This is a genomic window from Acinetobacter sp. YH01010 (genome assembly GCF_013420775.1).
Lineage (GTDB): Bacteria > Pseudomonadota > Gammaproteobacteria > Pseudomonadales > Moraxellaceae > Acinetobacter > Acinetobacter amyesii.
In genome coordinates this window covers 109028-126366 of record NZ_VOYF01000006.1, presented here as the reverse complement: position 1 = coordinate 126366, position 17339 = coordinate 109028, and the positions used below count along the sequence as shown (strand labels likewise).

General features: G+C 42.4%; 17 protein-coding genes. 6 read left to right on the top strand and 11 right to left on the bottom strand.

Annotation, left to right across the window (positions count from 1 at the left end; genetic code table 11):
• The first annotated feature begins 87 nt into the window (after window positions 1-87).
• Both FTT77_RS07410 and FTT77_RS07405 read left to right on the top strand, forming a co-directional pair.
• Complete coding sequence (locus tag FTT77_RS07410; protein ID WP_078189287.1) at window positions 88-1032, top strand: metal-dependent hydrolase; 945 nt, start codon at window positions 88-90, stop codon at window positions 1030-1032.
• Window positions 1033-1252: 220 nt separating this feature from the next.
• A complete protein-coding gene (locus FTT77_RS07405) occupies window positions 1253-1678 on the top strand; it encodes a VOC family protein (protein ID WP_180026059.1) in 426 nt (141 codons plus the stop codon).
• Here FTT77_RS07405 and FTT77_RS07400 read toward each other — a convergent pair.
• The gene (locus FTT77_RS07400; RefSeq protein ID WP_180026060.1) at window positions 1675-2934 is read right to left on the bottom strand and encodes a dicarboxylate/amino acid:cation symporter; all 1260 of its coding nucleotides are present in this window, start codon (window positions 2932-2934) and stop codon (window positions 1675-1677) included. The two genes, FTT77_RS07405 and FTT77_RS07400, sit on opposite strands and share 4 nt — an antisense overlap.
• A 249-nt stretch (window positions 2935-3183) precedes the next feature.
• Complete coding sequence (locus FTT77_RS07395) at window positions 3184-4056, bottom strand: acyl-CoA thioesterase II (protein WP_180026061.1); 873 nt, start codon at window positions 4054-4056, stop codon at window positions 3184-3186.
• Between the two features lie 287 nt (window positions 4057-4343).
• On the opposite strand from FTT77_RS07395, the gene plsB reads away from it, so the two are divergent.
• Window positions 4344-6917 (top strand): glycerol-3-phosphate 1-O-acyltransferase PlsB, encoded by a 2574-nt coding sequence (plsB, locus tag FTT77_RS07390; RefSeq protein WP_180010517.1) that lies wholly within the window; start codon window positions 4344-4346, stop codon window positions 6915-6917.
• A gap of 87 nt (window positions 6918-7004) precedes the next feature.
• Here the strand turns inward: plsB and FTT77_RS07385 are convergent, their stop codons facing one another.
• Both FTT77_RS07385 and FTT77_RS07380 read right to left on the bottom strand, forming a co-directional pair.
• Window positions 7005-7553, bottom strand: a complete 549-nt coding sequence (locus FTT77_RS07385) for a methyltransferase domain-containing protein (RefSeq protein WP_373685436.1) — start codon at window positions 7551-7553, stop codon at window positions 7005-7007.
• Between the two features lie 198 nt (window positions 7554-7751).
• Window positions 7752-8531, bottom strand: coding sequence for an NAD-dependent epimerase/dehydratase family protein (locus FTT77_RS07380; RefSeq protein WP_180021597.1), 780 nt, complete (start codon window positions 8529-8531; stop codon window positions 7752-7754).
• A 59-nt stretch (window positions 8532-8590) separates the two neighbouring features.
• Between FTT77_RS07380 and recG the strand changes: the two genes are divergently transcribed.
• Both recG and FTT77_RS07370 read left to right on the top strand, forming a co-directional pair.
• Complete coding sequence (recG, locus tag FTT77_RS07375; protein WP_180003443.1) at window positions 8591-10636, top strand: ATP-dependent DNA helicase RecG; 2046 nt, start codon at window positions 8591-8593, stop codon at window positions 10634-10636.
• Between the two features lie 146 nt (window positions 10637-10782).
• The gene (locus FTT77_RS07370) at window positions 10783-11415 is read left to right on the top strand and encodes a ComF family protein (protein ID WP_180026062.1); all 633 of its coding nucleotides are present in this window, start codon (window positions 10783-10785) and stop codon (window positions 11413-11415) included.
• Between the two features lie 46 nt (window positions 11416-11461).
• Here the strand turns inward: FTT77_RS07370 and FTT77_RS07365 are convergent, their stop codons facing one another.
• On the bottom strand, window positions 11462-11869 hold the full coding sequence (locus FTT77_RS07365; protein ID WP_180026063.1) for an NUDIX domain-containing protein: 408 nt from the start codon (window positions 11867-11869) through the stop codon (window positions 11462-11464).
• Window positions 11869-12474 carry a TIGR00730 family Rossman fold protein gene (locus FTT77_RS07360; protein ID WP_180026064.1) on the bottom strand — a complete coding sequence of 202 codons (606 nt, stop codon included), beginning with the start codon at window positions 12472-12474 and terminating at the stop codon, window positions 11869-11871. Before FTT77_RS07360 ends, FTT77_RS07365 begins: the two co-directional genes overlap by 1 nt.
• A gap of 155 nt (window positions 12475-12629) precedes the next feature.
• Here FTT77_RS07360 and FTT77_RS07355 point away from each other — a divergent pair, with 155 nt between their 5' ends.
• The gene (locus FTT77_RS07355; protein WP_078189297.1) at window positions 12630-13643 is read left to right on the top strand and encodes a CorA family divalent cation transporter; all 1014 of its coding nucleotides are present in this window, start codon (window positions 12630-12632) and stop codon (window positions 13641-13643) included.
• Window positions 13644-13721: 78 nt separating this feature from the next.
• Here FTT77_RS07355 and FTT77_RS07350 read toward each other — a convergent pair whose 3' ends face one another.
• The 5 genes from FTT77_RS07350 to FTT77_RS07330 are packed head-to-tail and all read right to left on the bottom strand — an operon-like array spanning window position 13722 to window position 16949.
• Window positions 13722-13982 (bottom strand): lipid asymmetry maintenance protein MlaB, encoded by a 261-nt coding sequence (locus FTT77_RS07350; RefSeq protein WP_218945760.1) that lies wholly within the window; start codon window positions 13980-13982, stop codon window positions 13722-13724.
• 39 nt (window positions 13983-14021) lie between these two features.
• Window positions 14022-14657, bottom strand: a complete 636-nt coding sequence (locus FTT77_RS07345; protein ID WP_078189299.1) for a phospholipid-binding protein MlaC — start codon at window positions 14655-14657, stop codon at window positions 14022-14024.
• Window positions 14658-14674: 17 nt separating this feature from the next.
• Window positions 14675-15355 carry an outer membrane lipid asymmetry maintenance protein MlaD gene (locus tag FTT77_RS07340; protein WP_078189300.1) on the bottom strand — a complete coding sequence of 227 codons (681 nt, stop codon included), beginning with the start codon at window positions 15353-15355 and terminating at the stop codon, window positions 14675-14677.
• On the bottom strand, window positions 15355-16134 hold the full coding sequence (gene mlaE / locus FTT77_RS07335; protein WP_078189301.1) for a lipid asymmetry maintenance ABC transporter permease subunit MlaE: 780 nt from the start codon (window positions 16132-16134) through the stop codon (window positions 15355-15357). The genes FTT77_RS07340 and mlaE overlap by 1 nt, the downstream gene beginning before the upstream one ends.
• On the bottom strand, window positions 16131-16949 hold the full coding sequence (locus FTT77_RS07330) for an ABC transporter ATP-binding protein (RefSeq protein WP_218945413.1): 819 nt from the start codon (window positions 16947-16949) through the stop codon (window positions 16131-16133). Before FTT77_RS07330 ends, mlaE begins: the two co-directional genes overlap by 4 nt.
• Window positions 16950-17339: the final 390 nt, after the last annotated feature.

Below are 17339 nucleotides of genomic sequence, written 5' to 3'. Positions count from 1 at the left end.
CCTGTATTGCTAATCACAATGCAGGATTTTTTTTGGATACTGAATACATCAGATGTGTACTCGATCACATAAAAACAAGGATAGGTCATGAAATTACTCTCCCGCTTGAGAAACACAAAACTTGGATCATCAATCGAATATAAAATTAAGCCACGCAAAGTGAAATTTGAGTGGCAAGATACTCAAGTTGACTGGGTGCCCAACCAACCATTTGTCAGCTATTTTATTAATGAAATTAATATGATCTTACCGGCTGGTGAGTTTTGGTTTTGCCGTCTGTATAACAAAGTATTGCCACAAATTAGAGATGAAAAATTAGCAGAGGACGTTAAAGCATTTATCCGCCAAGAAGCCATGCATGCTCAGGCGCATAACTCTGCCAATAAAGAATATCTGTCTCAGCGCAATATCAGTATTCAACGCAACCTTGAAATCATGGACTTCCTCTTTGGCAAACTGCTTGCGGACCAACCTTTAGGGCTCAACGTACCTAAAGCTTTGGATCATCAATGGGATCTCTTTCGTTTAGGGGTGATTGCAACAGTTGAGCACATGACCTGCGTACTAGGCAAATATGCTTTATATAACAAAGAGTGGGAACGCCTCGGTGCCGATCCGAATATGCTCGATCTAGTAAAATGGCATGGTGCAGAAGAGATAGAACATCGTACCGTGGCTTTTGATTTGTATCGTCATCTCGGTGGGGGCTATATTTCTCGCTATTATCAAAGTGTGATCGTGATTGCTGCCGTACTTGGTCTATGGGTCGATGGTGCAGCACATATCATGCAGCAAGACTCGCGCTATGCATCGATTAAACCTGCCGTATATAAACCGTGGATTTGGCGTGAATGGGCGCGTATCGCGCAAAAAGACAATCGCTTATTGCCACATCCGCTTTGGTTGGTGTCGCAGCAATTGGGGTATTTAATGCCTTGGTACGATCCTGTACATGAAGCAAAAACTGAAGATGCGATTGCCTATCTCGACAACTCTCCTGCTGCAAAACGCGCCGCACTGAAAGTTGCTTAAACACCATTTAAAATTTGTATTAAGCAGGGTTCGCCCTGCTTTTTTTGTGCTCACATCCATTACGCTCCATTTTTTTACTGAGCAATCAACACACTCAAGATGGATAGGCTCATAAGTTCGATGTTTAAAGTACAGTTATTCCAAGTTCCCTATTCTCTTTAAAATGCATTTATACTCAGCCTTATCCTAAAATAAAAATACACCGTTCAGGAGCATCTCCATGCACGCTCACATCTCCGTTATTACACTGGCTGTGAAAGATTTACACGCTGCATTCGCGTTTTATCAGGAGGGTTTAGGTCTAAATAGCGCAGGGATTATTGGGACTGAATTTGAACATGGCGCTGTGGCATTTTTTGATTTACAACACGGTTTAAAGCTCGCACTCTGGCCACAAGATAGCCTTAGTCATAACACCGGAATCAGTACATCAGCGTTTTGTCCAACTCAAATGTCTCTTGAACATAACGTCAACAGTCCCGCAGCCGTCGATCAAATCATGCAACAAGCCCAACGCGCAGGTGCAAAAACAATTAAGCCCGCACAGCCCACGTTTTACGATGGTTATGCAGGCTATTTTCAAGACTTAGATGGGCATCTGTGGGAGATCGTCTACAACCCGCATTTCAGTGCTTTATCTGCTTAATTTGATAATGCTGGTTCATCTACATCTCGCGTATGACGATCCACCACCACACTAATCATCATATCGCCCTGTACGTTCACCACAGTTCGCACCGTATCTAATAGTCGATCGATCGGCAGTAAAATCGCAATGGCTTCTGCAGGGAGCCCGACTGATTGTAAAACCATAATCATCGTCACCATTCCAGCACTTGGAATACCCGGCGCACCGAGTGACGCAATCATGGCGGTTGCACAGACAATTAACTGCTGCCCCAAGGTTAAATCTAAACCCATCAAGTTGGCAATAAATAATGCCGCGGCAGCTTCATACAGCGCTGTACCATCCATATTCAACTGCGTGCCCAAAGGAATCACAAAGCCTGCCGTTTGAGGACGTACACCTAAATTTTCCTGCGCACATTTCATCGACAGTGGCATCGTTGCTGAACTTGAACTGGTTGCAAAAGCAGTGATTAAGGCAGCTCGTGTTCCTCTAAAAAATGTCAGAGGACTCATTTTCCCAAAAATCCATAGCAGCAGAGGTAATACCACTGCCCCATGGAAAATCGTCGTCCCAGTGACCACTGCAGCAAACTCCGCGAGGCGACTCAACACCGAAATATCTTCTGTAGCAATCAATTTAGCCAATAATGCGAAAATACCAATCGGTGCAAGCTTCATCACCCAGCCAATGATCATCATCATGATGTCAAAAAATTGCTGACTGAGCTTTCTCACGCTTCGGAACTTTTCACCGCCTTTGACCAAGGCCACACCGAGAAATAGTGAAAACACCACGACAGCGAGTACATTGCCATCACTAAAGGCTTTAAACGGATTGATCAGTGTATTTTGAATAAAATTGGTAAAGAATGAACCTGCTGTGAGGGTGTCAGGACTCTGATGCTGTTGCATTACATCTTGGAACATGACGATGTCCACGCCCTGCCCGACTTTAAAAATATGCGCGCATGCTAGACCCAAGATCAGTGCCAAAGTTGTGGTAGTGACACAGCACGCTAAGGTAATTTTCCACGTTCGACTCAGCTGACCACCCGCTTGTAAATTCGATACCCCCACCACAATCGAACTAAAGATCAGGGGAACCAAGATCATTTTCAGCAAACCAATAAAAATACTACTGGCAATCCCCAAGCCATACAGGCTGGCGGATAAAAACTGCGTCTCTGGAAACTGAATTAATAAAAACCCAAATGCCACACCCAATATTGCGGCAATTAAAATCTGCGTATTTAAGCTCATTGTGCCTTGCATTTATCATCCTTTATTCAGGCACTATGCCATGCGACCCATTGGGAATCGAGGAATTTTTTGTCACATGTACTGCTGCATTTCTGCAAAGCATGAATTCAGCTCCATTCAACTTGTACAGTACCCCTAACTAGATAACTCCATTCCGCAAGTAGCTTCATATCAAAAATTGACGGATATAAAAAACCGAATCAGAAGATTCGGTTTTTTCAGTATTTCAACATGCACGACTTAACACATAGTGCTCAAAGCTTATTGGGTTTCAATTTCACGTAAACGAATCAAGCCTTCTTGTGTCGTACTACAGACCAACTCACCGTTTTGCCACATGCGACCGAAATTTAGACCACGTGAACTGGCACTGACCGTGGCATCCATGTCATAAAGCATCCACTCATCTACACGGAATGGCTTATGGAAATACATGGCATGGTCAATACTCGCACACTGTAAACTTGGTGATAAATAACTTAAACCATGTGGACGTAGTGCAGTCGTCATCAATGTAAAGTCTGAATAGAATGCTGCAATGGCCTGATGTAAAGAGATGTCATCAACATCGGCAGCAATCGTGTCATGGGTACGAATATAGTGTGCATACGATGGCGCAGCAGGCTGCGGTTGGTACGGGTTTTGCGGATCAATCGGGCGAATTTCCACATGGCGGTCGCGCATAAAAGATGCACGGACGTTTTCAGGGACAAATTCCACCATCATTCTTTTCAGCTCAGCTTCAGATTTTAAATCTTCCACGGCTGGATATTCTGGCTCTGCAACTTGGTAGTTCAACCCTTCTTCTTGCTCTGCAAATGACACCATACACATAAAAATGGTTTTACCATGTTGAATCGCACGAACCTGACGACTCACAAAACTACGTCCATCGCGAATACGATCCACTTCATAAATGATCGGTGCATTGATATCACCACCGAATAAGAAATAGGCATGCAAGGAATGAGCAGGTCGATCTGTGGTATAAGATGCCGCACGTAGCGCCTGACCTAAAACCTGTCCACCAAAGACACGTTTCCCGACCAAATTTCGGCTTTGCCCACGAAAAATATTTTCTTCTAATTTTTCAAGGCTGAGTAAATCAACCAACTCTTGTGTTAAGGCATTCATAACAAACCTATCTATCATTCGGGATTAAGCTAACGCAGGCAACATCAACAGATGTTTAAATATATTTTCCATTTTGCCATAAATCCAGACTAAAACCCTAAAGATTCGCTGACTGATCTGTCACCTTGCTGATGCAATATAACTGCTAAAAATACGTTTTTTAACGATAAAATCTTACAATATCTATGCAATTTGTCAGAAAATGACATACAGTTTTTAAGTACAATTACGCAGAATAGATTCCCCTCAGAATCTCTGTGGTTTGGTCATGAAAAGTAGGAGTTTGTATGTCCAAGAGCGGCTTTGGTCAGATGTATCGAAAGCTTTCGAGTAAACTGCTTGACCTTGTGGTAACACCGCATGTTTTAGGTGAAGTCCCTGTAGAACCTGTAGTGACTGAAACCGATACAGATACCGGCGTACAGACAACGAAAATTACCTGCTACGTTCTGCAAAATCATTCACGGAGTAATGCTTTAATTGTCGATGGTGAAACCCGTCGTTTAAAGCTACACCCTGCACTCGACCCAATGACAGTGGGTACGCAAACAGAAAAAGCCTCTGTGGTGTTTTTACAACATCATGATGAAGACAATTTACTCAATCCACCGCCACATGCCTTTCCACCTCGTTTATTACGTTTAATTGAGGTTTTGGAAAAAAATCCTGATGCGGATGTTGAGCTCGTTCCTGTAACCGTGCTGTGGGGCCGTGAACCCGATAAAGAAGATTCTTGGTTTAAATTATTATTTACCGATACATGGTCTACACCAAGCAAAGTGAAGCAGTTGGTCAATATTGGTTTGCACGGTCGTCAATCCTACCTTGAATTCCATGAGCCACAGTCTTTGCGTCGTTTGGTTGAATATGCCAAAACTACACATCCAAACTTGTCACCTGCGACTTATATTGTCAGCACACTGAATGATTATTTAGATGCACAGCGTGAAGTAGTTTTGGGGCCGGATTTATCTGATCGTCGTAATGTGATGCACGGCCTGATCAAATCTACGGATGTGCAAGATGCGATTCGTCGTGAAAGCATTCGCAGTAAAATCAGTATGGTTGAAGCTGAACGTCGTGCGATTGGTTATTTAAATGAAATCGTTTCTGACTATTCAGCCTCAACGGTTCGTTTTGCTGACTTAGCCCTGACTCGTCTATGGACACAGCTTTATGATGGCGTCGAAGTGCATAACTTCAGTACCGTTCGTGAACTAGCCAAAGACTATGAGATCATTTACACCCCATGTCATCGTAGTCATATCGACTATTTATTATTGTCTTATGTGATCTATAAACGTGGCTTGATGGTGCCGTACATTGCTGCGGGCGATAACTTAAACATGCCATTTGTCGGGCAAATTTTACGTGGCGGCGGCGCGTTCTTTATTCGTCGTTCATTCCGTGGCAATGGTCTCTACACCACCGTATTTAAAGAATACCTCTACAGTATTTTGGCGCGTAATACGCCGCTTGAATACTTCATCGAAGGGGGTCGTTCACGTACTGGTCGTTTATTACCACCGAAGACCGGCATGCTCGCCATGACTGTCCATGGTCATTTACGTAATCCAGCCAAACCGATCGTGTTCTTACCGACCTATATTGGTTATGAGCGTTTAATGGAAGGTGCGACCTACGTTGGCGAAATGAATGGTAAGCCGAAAGAGGGCGAATCGATCATCGGGATTATGAAAACTCTGCGTAAGATCGAACGTATTTTCGGTAAAGTGCATTTGAACTTTGGTGAGCCGGTTTTCCTTGATGATATGTTGAAACAGCATAATGCAAGCAACATCAAAATCGAGAAAAATGACGACCCAATTCCGCCAGAAGTTTCGGATGCCATTAACAGTTCTGCACACGTGATTTTAGAAAATATTAACCGTGCAGCAGTGGTGAACCCAGTTTCATTGCTTTCACTGATTTTATTGGCAACATCTAAACATACTTTAGATGAAGAGATTTGCATTAAGCAGTTAGATACCTATCGTGATCTTTTAACTGCCTTACCTTACGATGAGCGCATGCAAGTAACACCGCTGTCAGGTAAAGAAATCATTGCTTATGGTTTAAAACTCAAGCTGATTAAACGTGTTCATCATGTCCTTGGCGATATTATTGCCATTGCTGATAATCAAGCGGTGCTGTTAACCTACTTCCGCAACAACATCCTGCACGCATTTATTTTGCCATCACTCATTGCCGCTTTGGTTGAACATAATGGTTCTATTCGCCGTGGTGATTTAATTAATGTCATTCGTACACTGTATCCGTTCTTAAAAGCTGAGTTGTTCCTTAAATGGAATGATGAAGAACTTAAAGATCAGATCTGTGCGTATGCAGAAGTACTGATCAAAGCCAAGCTAATTTCTGAAGATGCAGAAGGCAACCTGATCTCCCCTGCGCCTAACTCAGAGCAGCACAATCAGTTAGTGGTCTTAGCTGCACCCGTGATGCAAAGTCTTGAGCGTTACTACATGACTTTGGCCTTAATCACACAACGTGGTTCGGGCAATATCTCTACGCGTCAGGTTGAAGAACTCAGTCACTTGGTTGGTCAACGTCTATCTGTGTTGTATGAATTTAACTCGCCTGAGTTCTTTGATAAGGCCTTATTCCAAAGCTTTATTAAAGTCTTAACCCAACAAGGTTATATCAGCACCAATGAAAACAACGCCATTGTGTTTGATGAAAATTTCCAAAATGTTGCGCAGTATGCCAACCTCGTTTTGGATGATGTGACCCTGCAAATGTTGCAGCACATTACAACCTTTAGTGATGAAGAGTTAAAAGAAGCACTAGATAAAGTTGCTGCGGAACAAGCTAAAAAGCGCTTGAAACGTAAGAAAAAATAAACGGTTCTGATTTTTTTCACTATAAAAGCAAAAGAATTTGAGCAAAATTAGGGACAAGTTGTAAAAAGCTTGTCTCTATTTTTTGGACTATACAAAAGTATTTAATATTTTCTTTTTTAAAATTAAGGTATGTACATTCCAAAATTTTGGATTTCCATTGGCTAGCGGTTTATTGCCTTTAAATTCATCGATATAAATAATATCAAAGTCCGCATCAAACAATTGTTTAAGCTCTTCCTGTTCAAAACCTATAAATTTTTCAGAAAAATTATTTACCCAATCATCATCTTTCCCTAATAGTTGTATGAGTAAAATGCCTTGCTCACTTAAGGATTCCTGCATTTTCTTTAAAACACTTTCAAGCGAATCCGTAGAACAAAAAAATAAACTGAATAAAGCAATAATTAAACTAGCTTTAGGAAAGCTATAGTCTTCAAAGGCCTGATTAGAAAATAAAAAATTCTTATTGTCTTTAAATTTACTTAGACAGATATTTTTAGCTTCAACAGTTGGATCAAATGCATATACTTTAAAATTATGACGGAGTAGAAATGATGATTCATTTCCTGCACCACAACCACAATCAATCGAGATCTTTGGTAAATTTTCAAAATAACTCAAAGCTTTTTCCAGAATCGGTCTATGGGGTAGATTCTAAGTAAGTTCAGCAAATGATTTTGTCATTATTTAATTTTTATCCTTTGAGATCCATCCGAAAATTTGAACAATACATGTTGTAAAAGACCTATCTTATTCATTTATAGAATTTCTTTTAATACTCACAAAGCTGCTCTGAATTTTATACGTCACGCCAATTTTACATACACATCACAATCAATCGTGCGCTAACTTAAAACCACTCTCCATCATCCGCGTTGCATAAATCTTTTTACCTGTTTCTACTTCACTCTCTAAAACCAATTCGGGTAAATGCATAGCTCTTTGCAATTCCAAGATTCGCTCATGCAAAGGTTGAGGTTGGTTATTAGTACAAATATATGATTTTTCAGGATGTTCCACGTGAAGTAGATGACACAGAAATTTTGCCAAATCATCGATATGTATTCGATTTGACCAATGAATATTGGGATAGCGATGAGTCGTTTCTGCCAGTTTCTGCATTCGTGTTGTCGATGTGCCATAAATCCCAGAGGGACGTACGATCACGCATTCGTTAGGAAATGCTTGTGTGTAGCGATGCTCCATTTCCAGTAACAACATGCCCTGCTCATCGATCGGATGTGGCACAGTGTCATCATCAATCCGCTCCCCCGCATGTTCACCATAGACACGAGTGGAAGACACCACGATTAAACGTTGTATTGGATGATGTGCTAATGCTTGAACAATCGGCTGTACAGAATCGACATAAGTGTGTCGGTAAGCATCCACAGCATTGAGTTGAGCATGACGTGCAGGAGCCAAAAGAACATAGACTACATCAATCGGTTGAACCTGCGACAAATCCAGTTGGTGAACATCTTGGATTAAATGTTCTGCAAAATCATCCTCTTTCGCACTACGACTCACTGTAGTAATTTGGTGACCTTGCTGAAATAATTGTTTAGCAACACGTTGCGATGTTTTACCATAACCGATAAATAGAATATGCATCAAACGACCTATTCTCAGAACTGATCCATTTAGATCATATAAACCGAAGTTGAGGGGACATGGCTGCCGTCCATCAATTGCAAGGGGTTGGCAATGCCGCCGCTGCTTTACTTGAAAAACTAAATATTTTCACGACAGATGATCTTTTGTTTCATCTGCCACGCGACTATGAAGATCGTAGCACGATCATCCCCATGAACCAATTAACCGTGGGCCGCAGTTATTTACTAGAAGGCACGGTCAAAAATATCGACTTCCCACCCGGTAAGCGTAAATCGATGGCCGCCCTTTTGGATGACGATTGTGGCAAAGTCACTTTACGTTTTTACCATATCTACAAAGGCATTACTGATCGGGTAAAACCGGGAAATCGTTTACGGATTTTTGGTGAAGTCCGTGTTGGTGCTCGTGGCTTAGAAATGTATCATCCTGAACTACAGGTGATTACTGAACACACGCCTTTACCTCAAACCCAACTCACTGCGATTTACCCTGCAACTGAAGGCTTAACACAGCCCAAACTGCGTGAATACGTCAAACAAGCACTACAGTTATATAGTGATGACTTACCTGAATTATTGCCAGAAAAATTCACCAATGGCTATGCCCTAAAACAAGCACTGGACTATATTCATCACCCCCCTGTCGATGCCAATATGTTGCAACTCAGCCAAGGTTCTCATCCTGCACAGCAACGTTTAATTTTCGAAGAATTGGTTGCCCATCAGGTCAGTTTGCTCAGCCGCCGTGCTTATATTCAACAAATCGAAGCACCGTCATTCTCTGCAAGTAAGAACTTCACCAAACAGCTTTTAAGTACACTACCGTTTGAAATGACCGGCGCACAAAAACGCGTGTCCAAAGAAATTGCGGTCGATCTGAAAAAGAACAAACCTATGCTGCGACTCGTACAAGGCGATGTAGGTGCAGGTAAAACCTTGGTTGCAGGCGTTGCAGCCTGTCATGCGCTTGAGGAAGGTTGGCAAGTGGCCATGATGGCGCCAACAGAAATTTTGGCCGAACAACATTATCTAAATTTCAAAAAATGGTTTGAGCCTATGGGACTGACCGTGTCCTGGCTTTCAGGCAAGCAAAAAGGTAAAGCTCGAGCTGCAGCAGAACAAAGTATTCAAGATGGTTCTGCTAATTTAGTGGTCGGCACACATGCTTTATTTCAAGACAATGTTCAATTTGCCAAATTGGGTTTAGTGATTATTGATGAGCAACACCGTTTTGGTGTCGATCAGCGTTTGGCACTTCGGAACAAAGGTCTCAATGGCATGACACCACATCAACTGGTGATGACAGCAACCCCTATTCCTCGTACCTTGGCGATGTCGGCTTATGGCGACTTAGACACCTCTGTCATTGATGAACTACCACCCGGTCGTACACCGATTCAAACGGTCACCATTCCACTGGATCGTCGTGAAGAAGTGCTACAGCGGATTGCCAGCAATTGTGCTGAAGGCAAACAAGCCTATTGGGTCTGTACCCTAGTGGAACAATCCGAAACCTTAGATGCTCAAGCCGCTGAAGCAACTTTTAATGAAATTAAAGAACGCTTCCCAGACCTCAATATTGGTCTGGTTCACGGCAAAATGAAGGCCGATGAAAAGCAAGCAGTGATGCAGCAATTTAAAAATAATGAATTGCAATTACTAATTGCAACCACCGTCATTGAAGTCGGTGTTGACGTCCCGAACGCCTCAATCATGGTGATTGAAAATGCAGAACGCCTAGGGCTTTCACAACTACATCAGCTACGTGGTCGTGTAGGGCGTGGTGCCAAAGCCAGTTTCTGTGCCTTGCTGTATAAAAATCCCTTGTCGCAAAATGGGCAAGAGCGTTTACGCATTATGCGCGAGACCAATGACGGCTTTATTATTGCTGAAAAAGATTTGGAAATTCGCGGCCCCGGTGAGCTCCTCGGCACTAAACAAACGGGCGATATGGGCTTTCGTGTAGCAAAATTAGAGCGAGATGACCATTTACTCAATCAGGCTCACTATGTGGCTCAACAAGTCCTGAATGACTATCCTGCACAGGCTCAAGCGCTTTTAAAACGATGGCTGCCGGAAGCTCCTCGATACGCCTATGTATAATAATTATTAGGATGACAGATCGATCATCCTAATTATACAGATTGGCTTGAACCAATAAGCTTGTCGAACAGGTTGCTGTGGTGTTGTGATTGCACTTCACCACGAACTGTGCAAAATACTCAAAAAAGAATGATTAGAATAAAAACATGCTCCAATCTATCCAACACTTCATCCAAAAAGGAATACAGAGCGTTTCCCCTTGCCTGCTCTGCGGTATCGATCGACAACAACATCATTCGCTTTGTACCGACTGCTGGGCACAACTGCCTTGGTTTAAACAAGCGGTTGATCGCCATGAACACAGCATCTCTTGTGCCTTTTACTATGATTTCCCTATAGATCGCATCATTCAAAGCTATAAGTATGAGCAACAATTGCACTATCAAAATTTACTGGCACAGAGCCTTTTAAGCTTGCGCTTAGCTAGGGTTCAAGCCATCGTCCCCATGCCTATTTCAGTAGAACGCCTTAAAGACCGTGGGTATAACCAAATGCTGCTCGTTGCACAGATGATGGCAAAGAAATTGCGCATCCCTGTTTGGCAACCGGTGATTCGTCAAGCACAGCACGCTCAAAAAGGTTTAAGTCGGCTAGAACGCCTAGAAAATATCGAACAACAATTTATTATCAACCCAACCGAAAAACGCCGTTTCCGTAAAGTCCTCATCATTGATGATGTGGTGACCACGGGGAGTTCAATCCATGCATTAAGTACGCTGTTACATCAGCTACATTGCACGCAGGTATATGTCGCATGCATTGCTGCGGCACAGCCTTAGTTTCTAACATCAACCACTAATAAAGAAACTGAGCAAGCTAAGCGGTTTAGCTTTCAGCAAGAGATCGCGCCTGCTGCTTCACCCAAGGAATCACCACCTCACGTGTTAAAGGTGCGAGTTTTGTTTGTTTATCATCTAAGCTGACCCATTGCATCGCTGCAATTTCCGCATCAATTTTCGGTTCGCCTTGCAACTGAACAAGATAGACATAACTCACCAATAGATGATCGGCTTCGTTGGCAGCTGCCGTTTCAAAACGACCAATGAATTGCTCAATCTGTGCAGCGCAGCCTATTTCTTCCTGAATTTCACGTAGCATGGTAATTTCAGGGGCTTCATTGGGTTCTAATTTACCACCCACTTGCATAAAGAATGCCGTGTGCTTTTTACGAACCACTAAGAGTTCATGCTGTTCATTTAAAATAATGGCTGCGGCAACGGTTATGGTTTTCATCAATCTTGTTCCAAATCCGCGATAAAGGCTGTACGTTCAACCATGCCCCATTTCGGCTCTGGCGCAGTGAAATGTTGAAATTTCTCAACAATCGTTTCAATATTATCTTCTGCAATTAAGCCTTCGATAAAACGCGGATGGGTAAAGCCTTTTTCTGCAGTTGTTTTTAGAAAATTCAATAAATCGTCATAAAAACCATCTACATTGAGAAAGGCACATGGCTTTAAATGAATGCCCAATTGAGCCCACGTCCACTGCTCAAAAATTTCCTCTAAAGTCCCTGCTCCACCTGGAATCGCTACAAATCCATCCGAGAGTTCAGACATTTTGGTTTTCCGTTGTTGCATATTTTCTACCACATGCAATTCGGTTAAATCTGGATGTGCCAATTCTTTATCGACCAGGACTTTTGGAATCACCCCAATGACTTGCCCGCCTGCACGCAAAGCACTATCTGCCACAACCCCCATCAAACCTGAACGACCACCACCATAGACCAGTGTGATGCCTTGTGCCGCCAAATGACGACCGACATTTTCAGCCACCTGTAAATAGGCAGGATTGTTACCAAGGGCGGAACCACAGAAAATTGCGATAGATTTCATTTATAATCACCATCAGATCAGGAACGCTATGCTGGAAAAATCAACTTTAAACAGATTTTTTCATAAAATAAGCATTAGAACAGTGTTTTTCAGCAAATCCTTGTCTAAAATACACCCATTCATTTTTAACTTACTGCGTAAGGGGAAAAGACAACATGCTTGAAGCCTTTTACGCCACAGAGCGCGGTAGCCTGGAAGATGTCACCATCAATGGTGACTTCGATTTACATCAGGATTTAGTCTGGCTCGATCTCATTGCCCCGTCTCAGGAAGAGCAGCAATGGATTATGGATGCCTATGATCAGAATTTACCTACATTAAAATCATTAGAAGATATTTCGTCGAGTGCACGATTCTACCGTGATGACGATGGTATTTTGCACATCAGCACCTATTTTTTAACGAAAAATAAAAATTTTCAGGTCGATGGCGAACCCGAAGAAAATGCCAGCACCTTAGCTACCGTGCAGACAGTTGCCTTTATTTTGCATAAAGAGCGCTTATTCACTTTACGGGGTGAAAAGCTGGTGGCTTTCCGTGCCTTTCGTGCCCGTGCGCGTCGTAATGACTATGAAATTGACTATAAAGATCCAACTTGGATTTTATTGGGTCTTTTAGAAGCCAAACTCGATGAGCTTGCGGATATCTTGGAAGATATCCACAAGGACTTAGAAAAGTATTCCACAGAAGTGCTGAATAACCGTCATCGTGAGATGATTTTAGACTTAGATGACATGATTACCCGACTTGCGCATTTAGAAGATATGCTCGGGAAAGCTCAGCTGTGTCTGATCGACTTACGTCGTGTTCTCACCTTCCTGTCACGTCCTCGGGCCTTGGGCAGTCATATTTATGATGCCGACATCCGAGAACTCAGTGAAGACGTGCGCTCTCTTGTTGAGCATGATGCTTTCTTGTTCCAAAAGGTTCGATTCTTACTGGATACCACCTCTGGGTTCATTAACACCGAACAGAATGATACGATTCGTCGATTCTCGATTTTACCAAGTATGCTTGCGCCACCGATGTTAGTGGCTAGCGTCTATGGGATGAACACCGATGTACTGCCCTTCGCACATGGTACAACCAGTTTTATCGTGGTCAGCTTAATCATCGTGGCATTCTTTATTGGCCCATTGATGTACTTCCGCTGGAAGAAATGGATTTAATCCGTTCCTATTGCGTAGACTTGCGAGAACTTCTTATCGCACTGCAATAAAAAAAGCACCTTACGGTGCTTTTTTTATTTAGATCAATTGCAAGTCATGCTCAAGATGACAGGCTTGAATAATCTTCATCATTTTTTCAGGGACTGCTTTAAACTGCAAACCTTGCGCTTTTGGCGTTTGACGTAACCAACGGACCAAAACAGCTAAAGCCAAAGTACTGCCATGCTCAAGCTCAGCAAGATTGACCACTAAGGGAAAAGCTTGCTGTTGTTGAATCAACTTCAAGCCGTCTTGATAATACAATTCGGCATTGTTGTAATCGATTTTGCCTGAAACCATCAATTCTTGTTGATGAAGTTTAATCACACATCACCTATCTTATTTTTTCTTGTCCAATGCTGCGTCAGCATCAGGTTTGAAGTTCGCAATTGCTTTATCAATGTTACCGCCATTACGTTTTACAGTTGCCGCAAACTGATTACGGAATTGTAAGCCTAGGTCGATACCCGAAACGTTGATATTACGGATTTTCCATTGTGAACCTTTATCCGCCAACTGGAAAGAGACTGGAATTTTTTCACCGTTGTTATGGAAATCAATCGTTACAACAGGGTTCTTACTGTTCGACGCTTTATATGGACGCATGCTATACGTTTGGTTACTAAACTTGGCAAAAGCTGAACCATAATTTTCGATCAGCGTTGCACGGAAGTTACGTTCAAACTGTGCACGTTGAGCCGCTGAGCTATATTGATTAGTGGCATACGTACCCATCACGATACGTGTGAACGCTTGTGAATCGATATACGGGTCTAAGTTTTGACGAACAATCGTTTTCACAGCCGCAGGGTTATTTTGTAGTTTTGCGTGATCTGCTTTTAAACGTGTAATGAGGCCATCAGCCACTTTTTTTACAAATGCAGGTGGTGCTTCGCTTGGAGCAGCAAAAGCTGTACCTGCCATCATAGTTGATAAGATACTTGCTGTAAGCGTATGTTTTAACAATGTGTTCACTTAATTTCTCCTAAAAATTATTCAACAAATGCAGGTTCTTCTGCCGTTGTTGTGTCAGCAGCTTCTGTTTTTTGTTCAGCTTCTGCTGTGCTGTCAGATTTGTTCCCTGCACCACCGGTCACAAATTTAGACACCAAATCTTCGATTTCCATCGTACCTTGGGTATTACCAATTTGGTCACCACGTTTTAAGAAGTTGACACCACCACCCGGTACAATTTTCAAATATTTCTCGCCCAATAAACCATTGGTTGCCACCATAATGTAAGCATCTTCATCGATATTGGTGATGGATTTCATGTTAGCAATCAGTTGCTGTTCCATTTCTTTTTGTTTCGCAGGTGTTGCTGCTTCATAATCTGATGTGTAACGCAGTTCTTCGAGTGCATTCTTTTGCACTTCTTTTAATTGTTCTGCGTTATAAGAGGTTAATGAGCCATCCATAATCAGATGTGCTGTCACTAAGCGCGTCACAGGATCGAGTTTCAACGACTCCACTTGACCGACTTTGACACCGCTTAAGGTGACTTTGGCACGGGGTTTAATCCCGTTTACATTTTCAAATGTCGCGGTCAATTCATAACTGTCTTCGATGTTATTGCCGACCAAACCACTCACACGCATCGCCAAGAAGAAAATAGCGATAGCAAAAAGAATGACAAAAAAACCGACGGCCAGTTCACTCGTACGTGATTTCATTAAATACCTCCGAACATGACCGCAGTCAACACGAAATCTGATCCTAAAACACACAACGAAGAATACACGACTGTACGTGTGGTCGACGTTGCAATACCTTCTGAAGTTGGGACACAGGCATAACCCTGATAGACCGCAATCCATGTACAAATTAATGCAAAAACAAAACTTTTGATGATGGTGCCATTAAAGACGTCTTTAAAGAATTGCACACTGTTCTCGATGCCACTCCAATAAGAGCCTTCATCTGCACCCAGAAAATCAACACCCACCAATTTACCGCCCATGATGCCGACCGCAGCGAAAATCACCGACAACATTGGCAAGCTAAAAATACCAGCCCAAAGTCGAGGCGAGATCACTCGTTTTAATGGATCGACCCCGATCATTTCCATACTCGACAACTGCTCAGTGGCTTTCATCAAACCAATTTCAGCCGTCAAAGCAGAACCTGCACGACCTGCAAAGAGTAAAGCCGCAACCACAGGTGCAAGTTCACGCAGTAAAGTCAGTGCAACGGCTGTGCCGAGCATCGCTTCACTACCAAAGGTCGACAGAATGCTATACATCTGCAAACCCAGTACCGAGCCAATAAATAAGCCAGATACCACAATAATCAGTAATGAAAGCACACCAACACGGTACATCTGATAAATAAACAATTTCACGCCAAGTAAAGTCGGCATGGAAAAAAGAATCTGCAGCAACATAATGGTTGCTACGCCGATTCCTCGAACACGTTCAATGACGCGTCTACCTAATGCGGCAATAGCATTCATGAACGAACCTCATGATTTAAATAGGGCTGATGACTGAATTGATAATCGACCGGACCTTCTACCGAACCCGTCAAGAACTGCTTCACAAAAGGCGAAGCATGTGCTTTTAACTGCTCAGGTGTTCCCTCGCCCTGCACTTTCCCTTCAGCCACAACATAGATGTAATCTGCAATTGATAATGTTTCAGCCACATCATGCGAAACAATAATCGTGGTTAGATCTAAAGCTTCACGTAGCGAACGAATCAAGCGAGTTAAAACCCCCATCACAATCGGGTCTTGCCCTGCAAAGGGTTCGTCATACATGATCAGCTCAGGATCGAGTGCAATTGCACGGGCCAAAGCCACACGACGATTCATACCACCTGAAAGTTCAGAGGGCATCATTTTTTCTGCACCACGTAAACCAACAGACTCTAATTTCAACGCAACAATTTCAGCGATCAAATGCTTTGGCAACTTGGTATGCGCACGAATGGGAAAGGCTACGTTTTCATATACCGACATATCGGTAAATAATGCGCCGCTCTGAAACAGCATCCCCATACGCGCACGCGCAGCGAAGAGTTCCTGACGTGACATCTGTGCAATGTCCTGCCCATCAAGCAACACTTCTCCATTATCGGGAGTCAATTGACCACCAATTAAACGGAGTAAAGTCGTTTTACCTGTACCAGATGGACCCATAATTGCAGTGATCTGACCACGACGAATTTTTAAACTGACATTGTCATAAATGACGCGCTCTCCTCGCTTAAAACTCAGGTTTTTCACTTCGATCAGTGCCTGAGTCTGAGAAGACGTTTGATTATTCATAGCTGAGGATTTTCCTGCATTTTTTTCAGCATGCATACTATAAAGGATTGAAGTTTAAAATGTTACCATTGCATGAGCGCATATCCCTGCATTCCATCAGGTAAATTGTTTTTTATTATTAATGCGATTTTATAGAGGGTGTTTTCAACCCAATAGAAGAATTTAGTTAAAATAATTGTATATATAGTAAACGATATTACACAATAAGAGTGTCAAACCGATATAAGGCATAAGTACCTCGATCATCACTGTACGCATATTTGCCAACGCGTTTCCGTTCATATTAATTATCATTAAACACATAAAGTTTGATCAAGTATACATTTTTCTGATTAAAAAGCTAATTTAAATCCATAAAAAAAACCGGTGTTTCCACCGGTTTTTTCGATA

Excerpts from the sequence above, each read along its gene's own strand:
- FTT77_RS07410 (WP_078189287.1), top strand. The coding sequence starts at position 88 with ATGAAATTACTCTCCCGCTTGAGAAACACAAAACTTGGATCATCAATC.
- FTT77_RS07355 (WP_078189297.1), top strand. The coding sequence starts at position 12,630 with ATGCTTGAAGCCTTTTACGCCACAGAGCGCGGTAGCCTGGAAGATGTC.
- FTT77_RS07400 (WP_180026060.1), bottom strand. The coding sequence starts at position 2,934 with ATGCAAGGCACAATGAGCTTAAATACGCAGATTTTAATTGCCGCAATA.
- plsB (WP_180010517.1), top strand. The coding sequence starts at position 4,344 with ATGTCCAAGAGCGGCTTTGGTCAGATGTATCGAAAGCTTTCGAGTAAA.
- FTT77_RS07365 (WP_180026063.1), bottom strand. The coding sequence starts at position 11,869 with ATGAAAACCATAACCGTTGCCGCAGCCATTATTTTAAATGAACAGCAT.
- FTT77_RS07380 (WP_180021597.1), bottom strand. The coding sequence starts at position 8,531 with ATGCATATTCTATTTATCGGTTATGGTAAAACATCGCAACGTGTTGCT.
- FTT77_RS07395 (WP_180026061.1), bottom strand. The coding sequence starts at position 4,056 with ATGAATGCCTTAACACAAGAGTTGGTTGATTTACTCAGCCTTGAAAAA.
- FTT77_RS07360 (WP_180026064.1), bottom strand. The coding sequence starts at position 12,474 with ATGAAATCTATCGCAATTTTCTGTGGTTCCGCCCTTGGTAACAATCCT.
- FTT77_RS07330 (WP_218945413.1), bottom strand. The coding sequence starts at position 16,949 with ATGAATAATCAAACGTCTTCTCAGACTCAGGCACTGATCGAAGTGAAA.
- FTT77_RS07350 (WP_218945760.1), bottom strand. The coding sequence starts at position 13,982 with ATGGTTTCAGGCAAAATCGATTACAACAATGCCGAATTGTATTATCAA.
- FTT77_RS07405 (WP_180026059.1), top strand. The coding sequence starts at position 1,253 with ATGCACGCTCACATCTCCGTTATTACACTGGCTGTGAAAGATTTACAC.
- recG (WP_180003443.1), top strand. The coding sequence starts at position 8,591 with ATGGCTGCCGTCCATCAATTGCAAGGGGTTGGCAATGCCGCCGCTGCT.
- FTT77_RS07370 (WP_180026062.1), top strand. The coding sequence starts at position 10,783 with ATGCTCCAATCTATCCAACACTTCATCCAAAAAGGAATACAGAGCGTT.
- mlaE (WP_078189301.1), bottom strand. The coding sequence starts at position 16,134 with ATGAATGCTATTGCCGCATTAGGTAGACGCGTCATTGAACGTGTTCGA.
- FTT77_RS07340 (WP_078189300.1), bottom strand. The coding sequence starts at position 15,355 with ATGAAATCACGTACGAGTGAACTGGCCGTCGGTTTTTTTGTCATTCTT.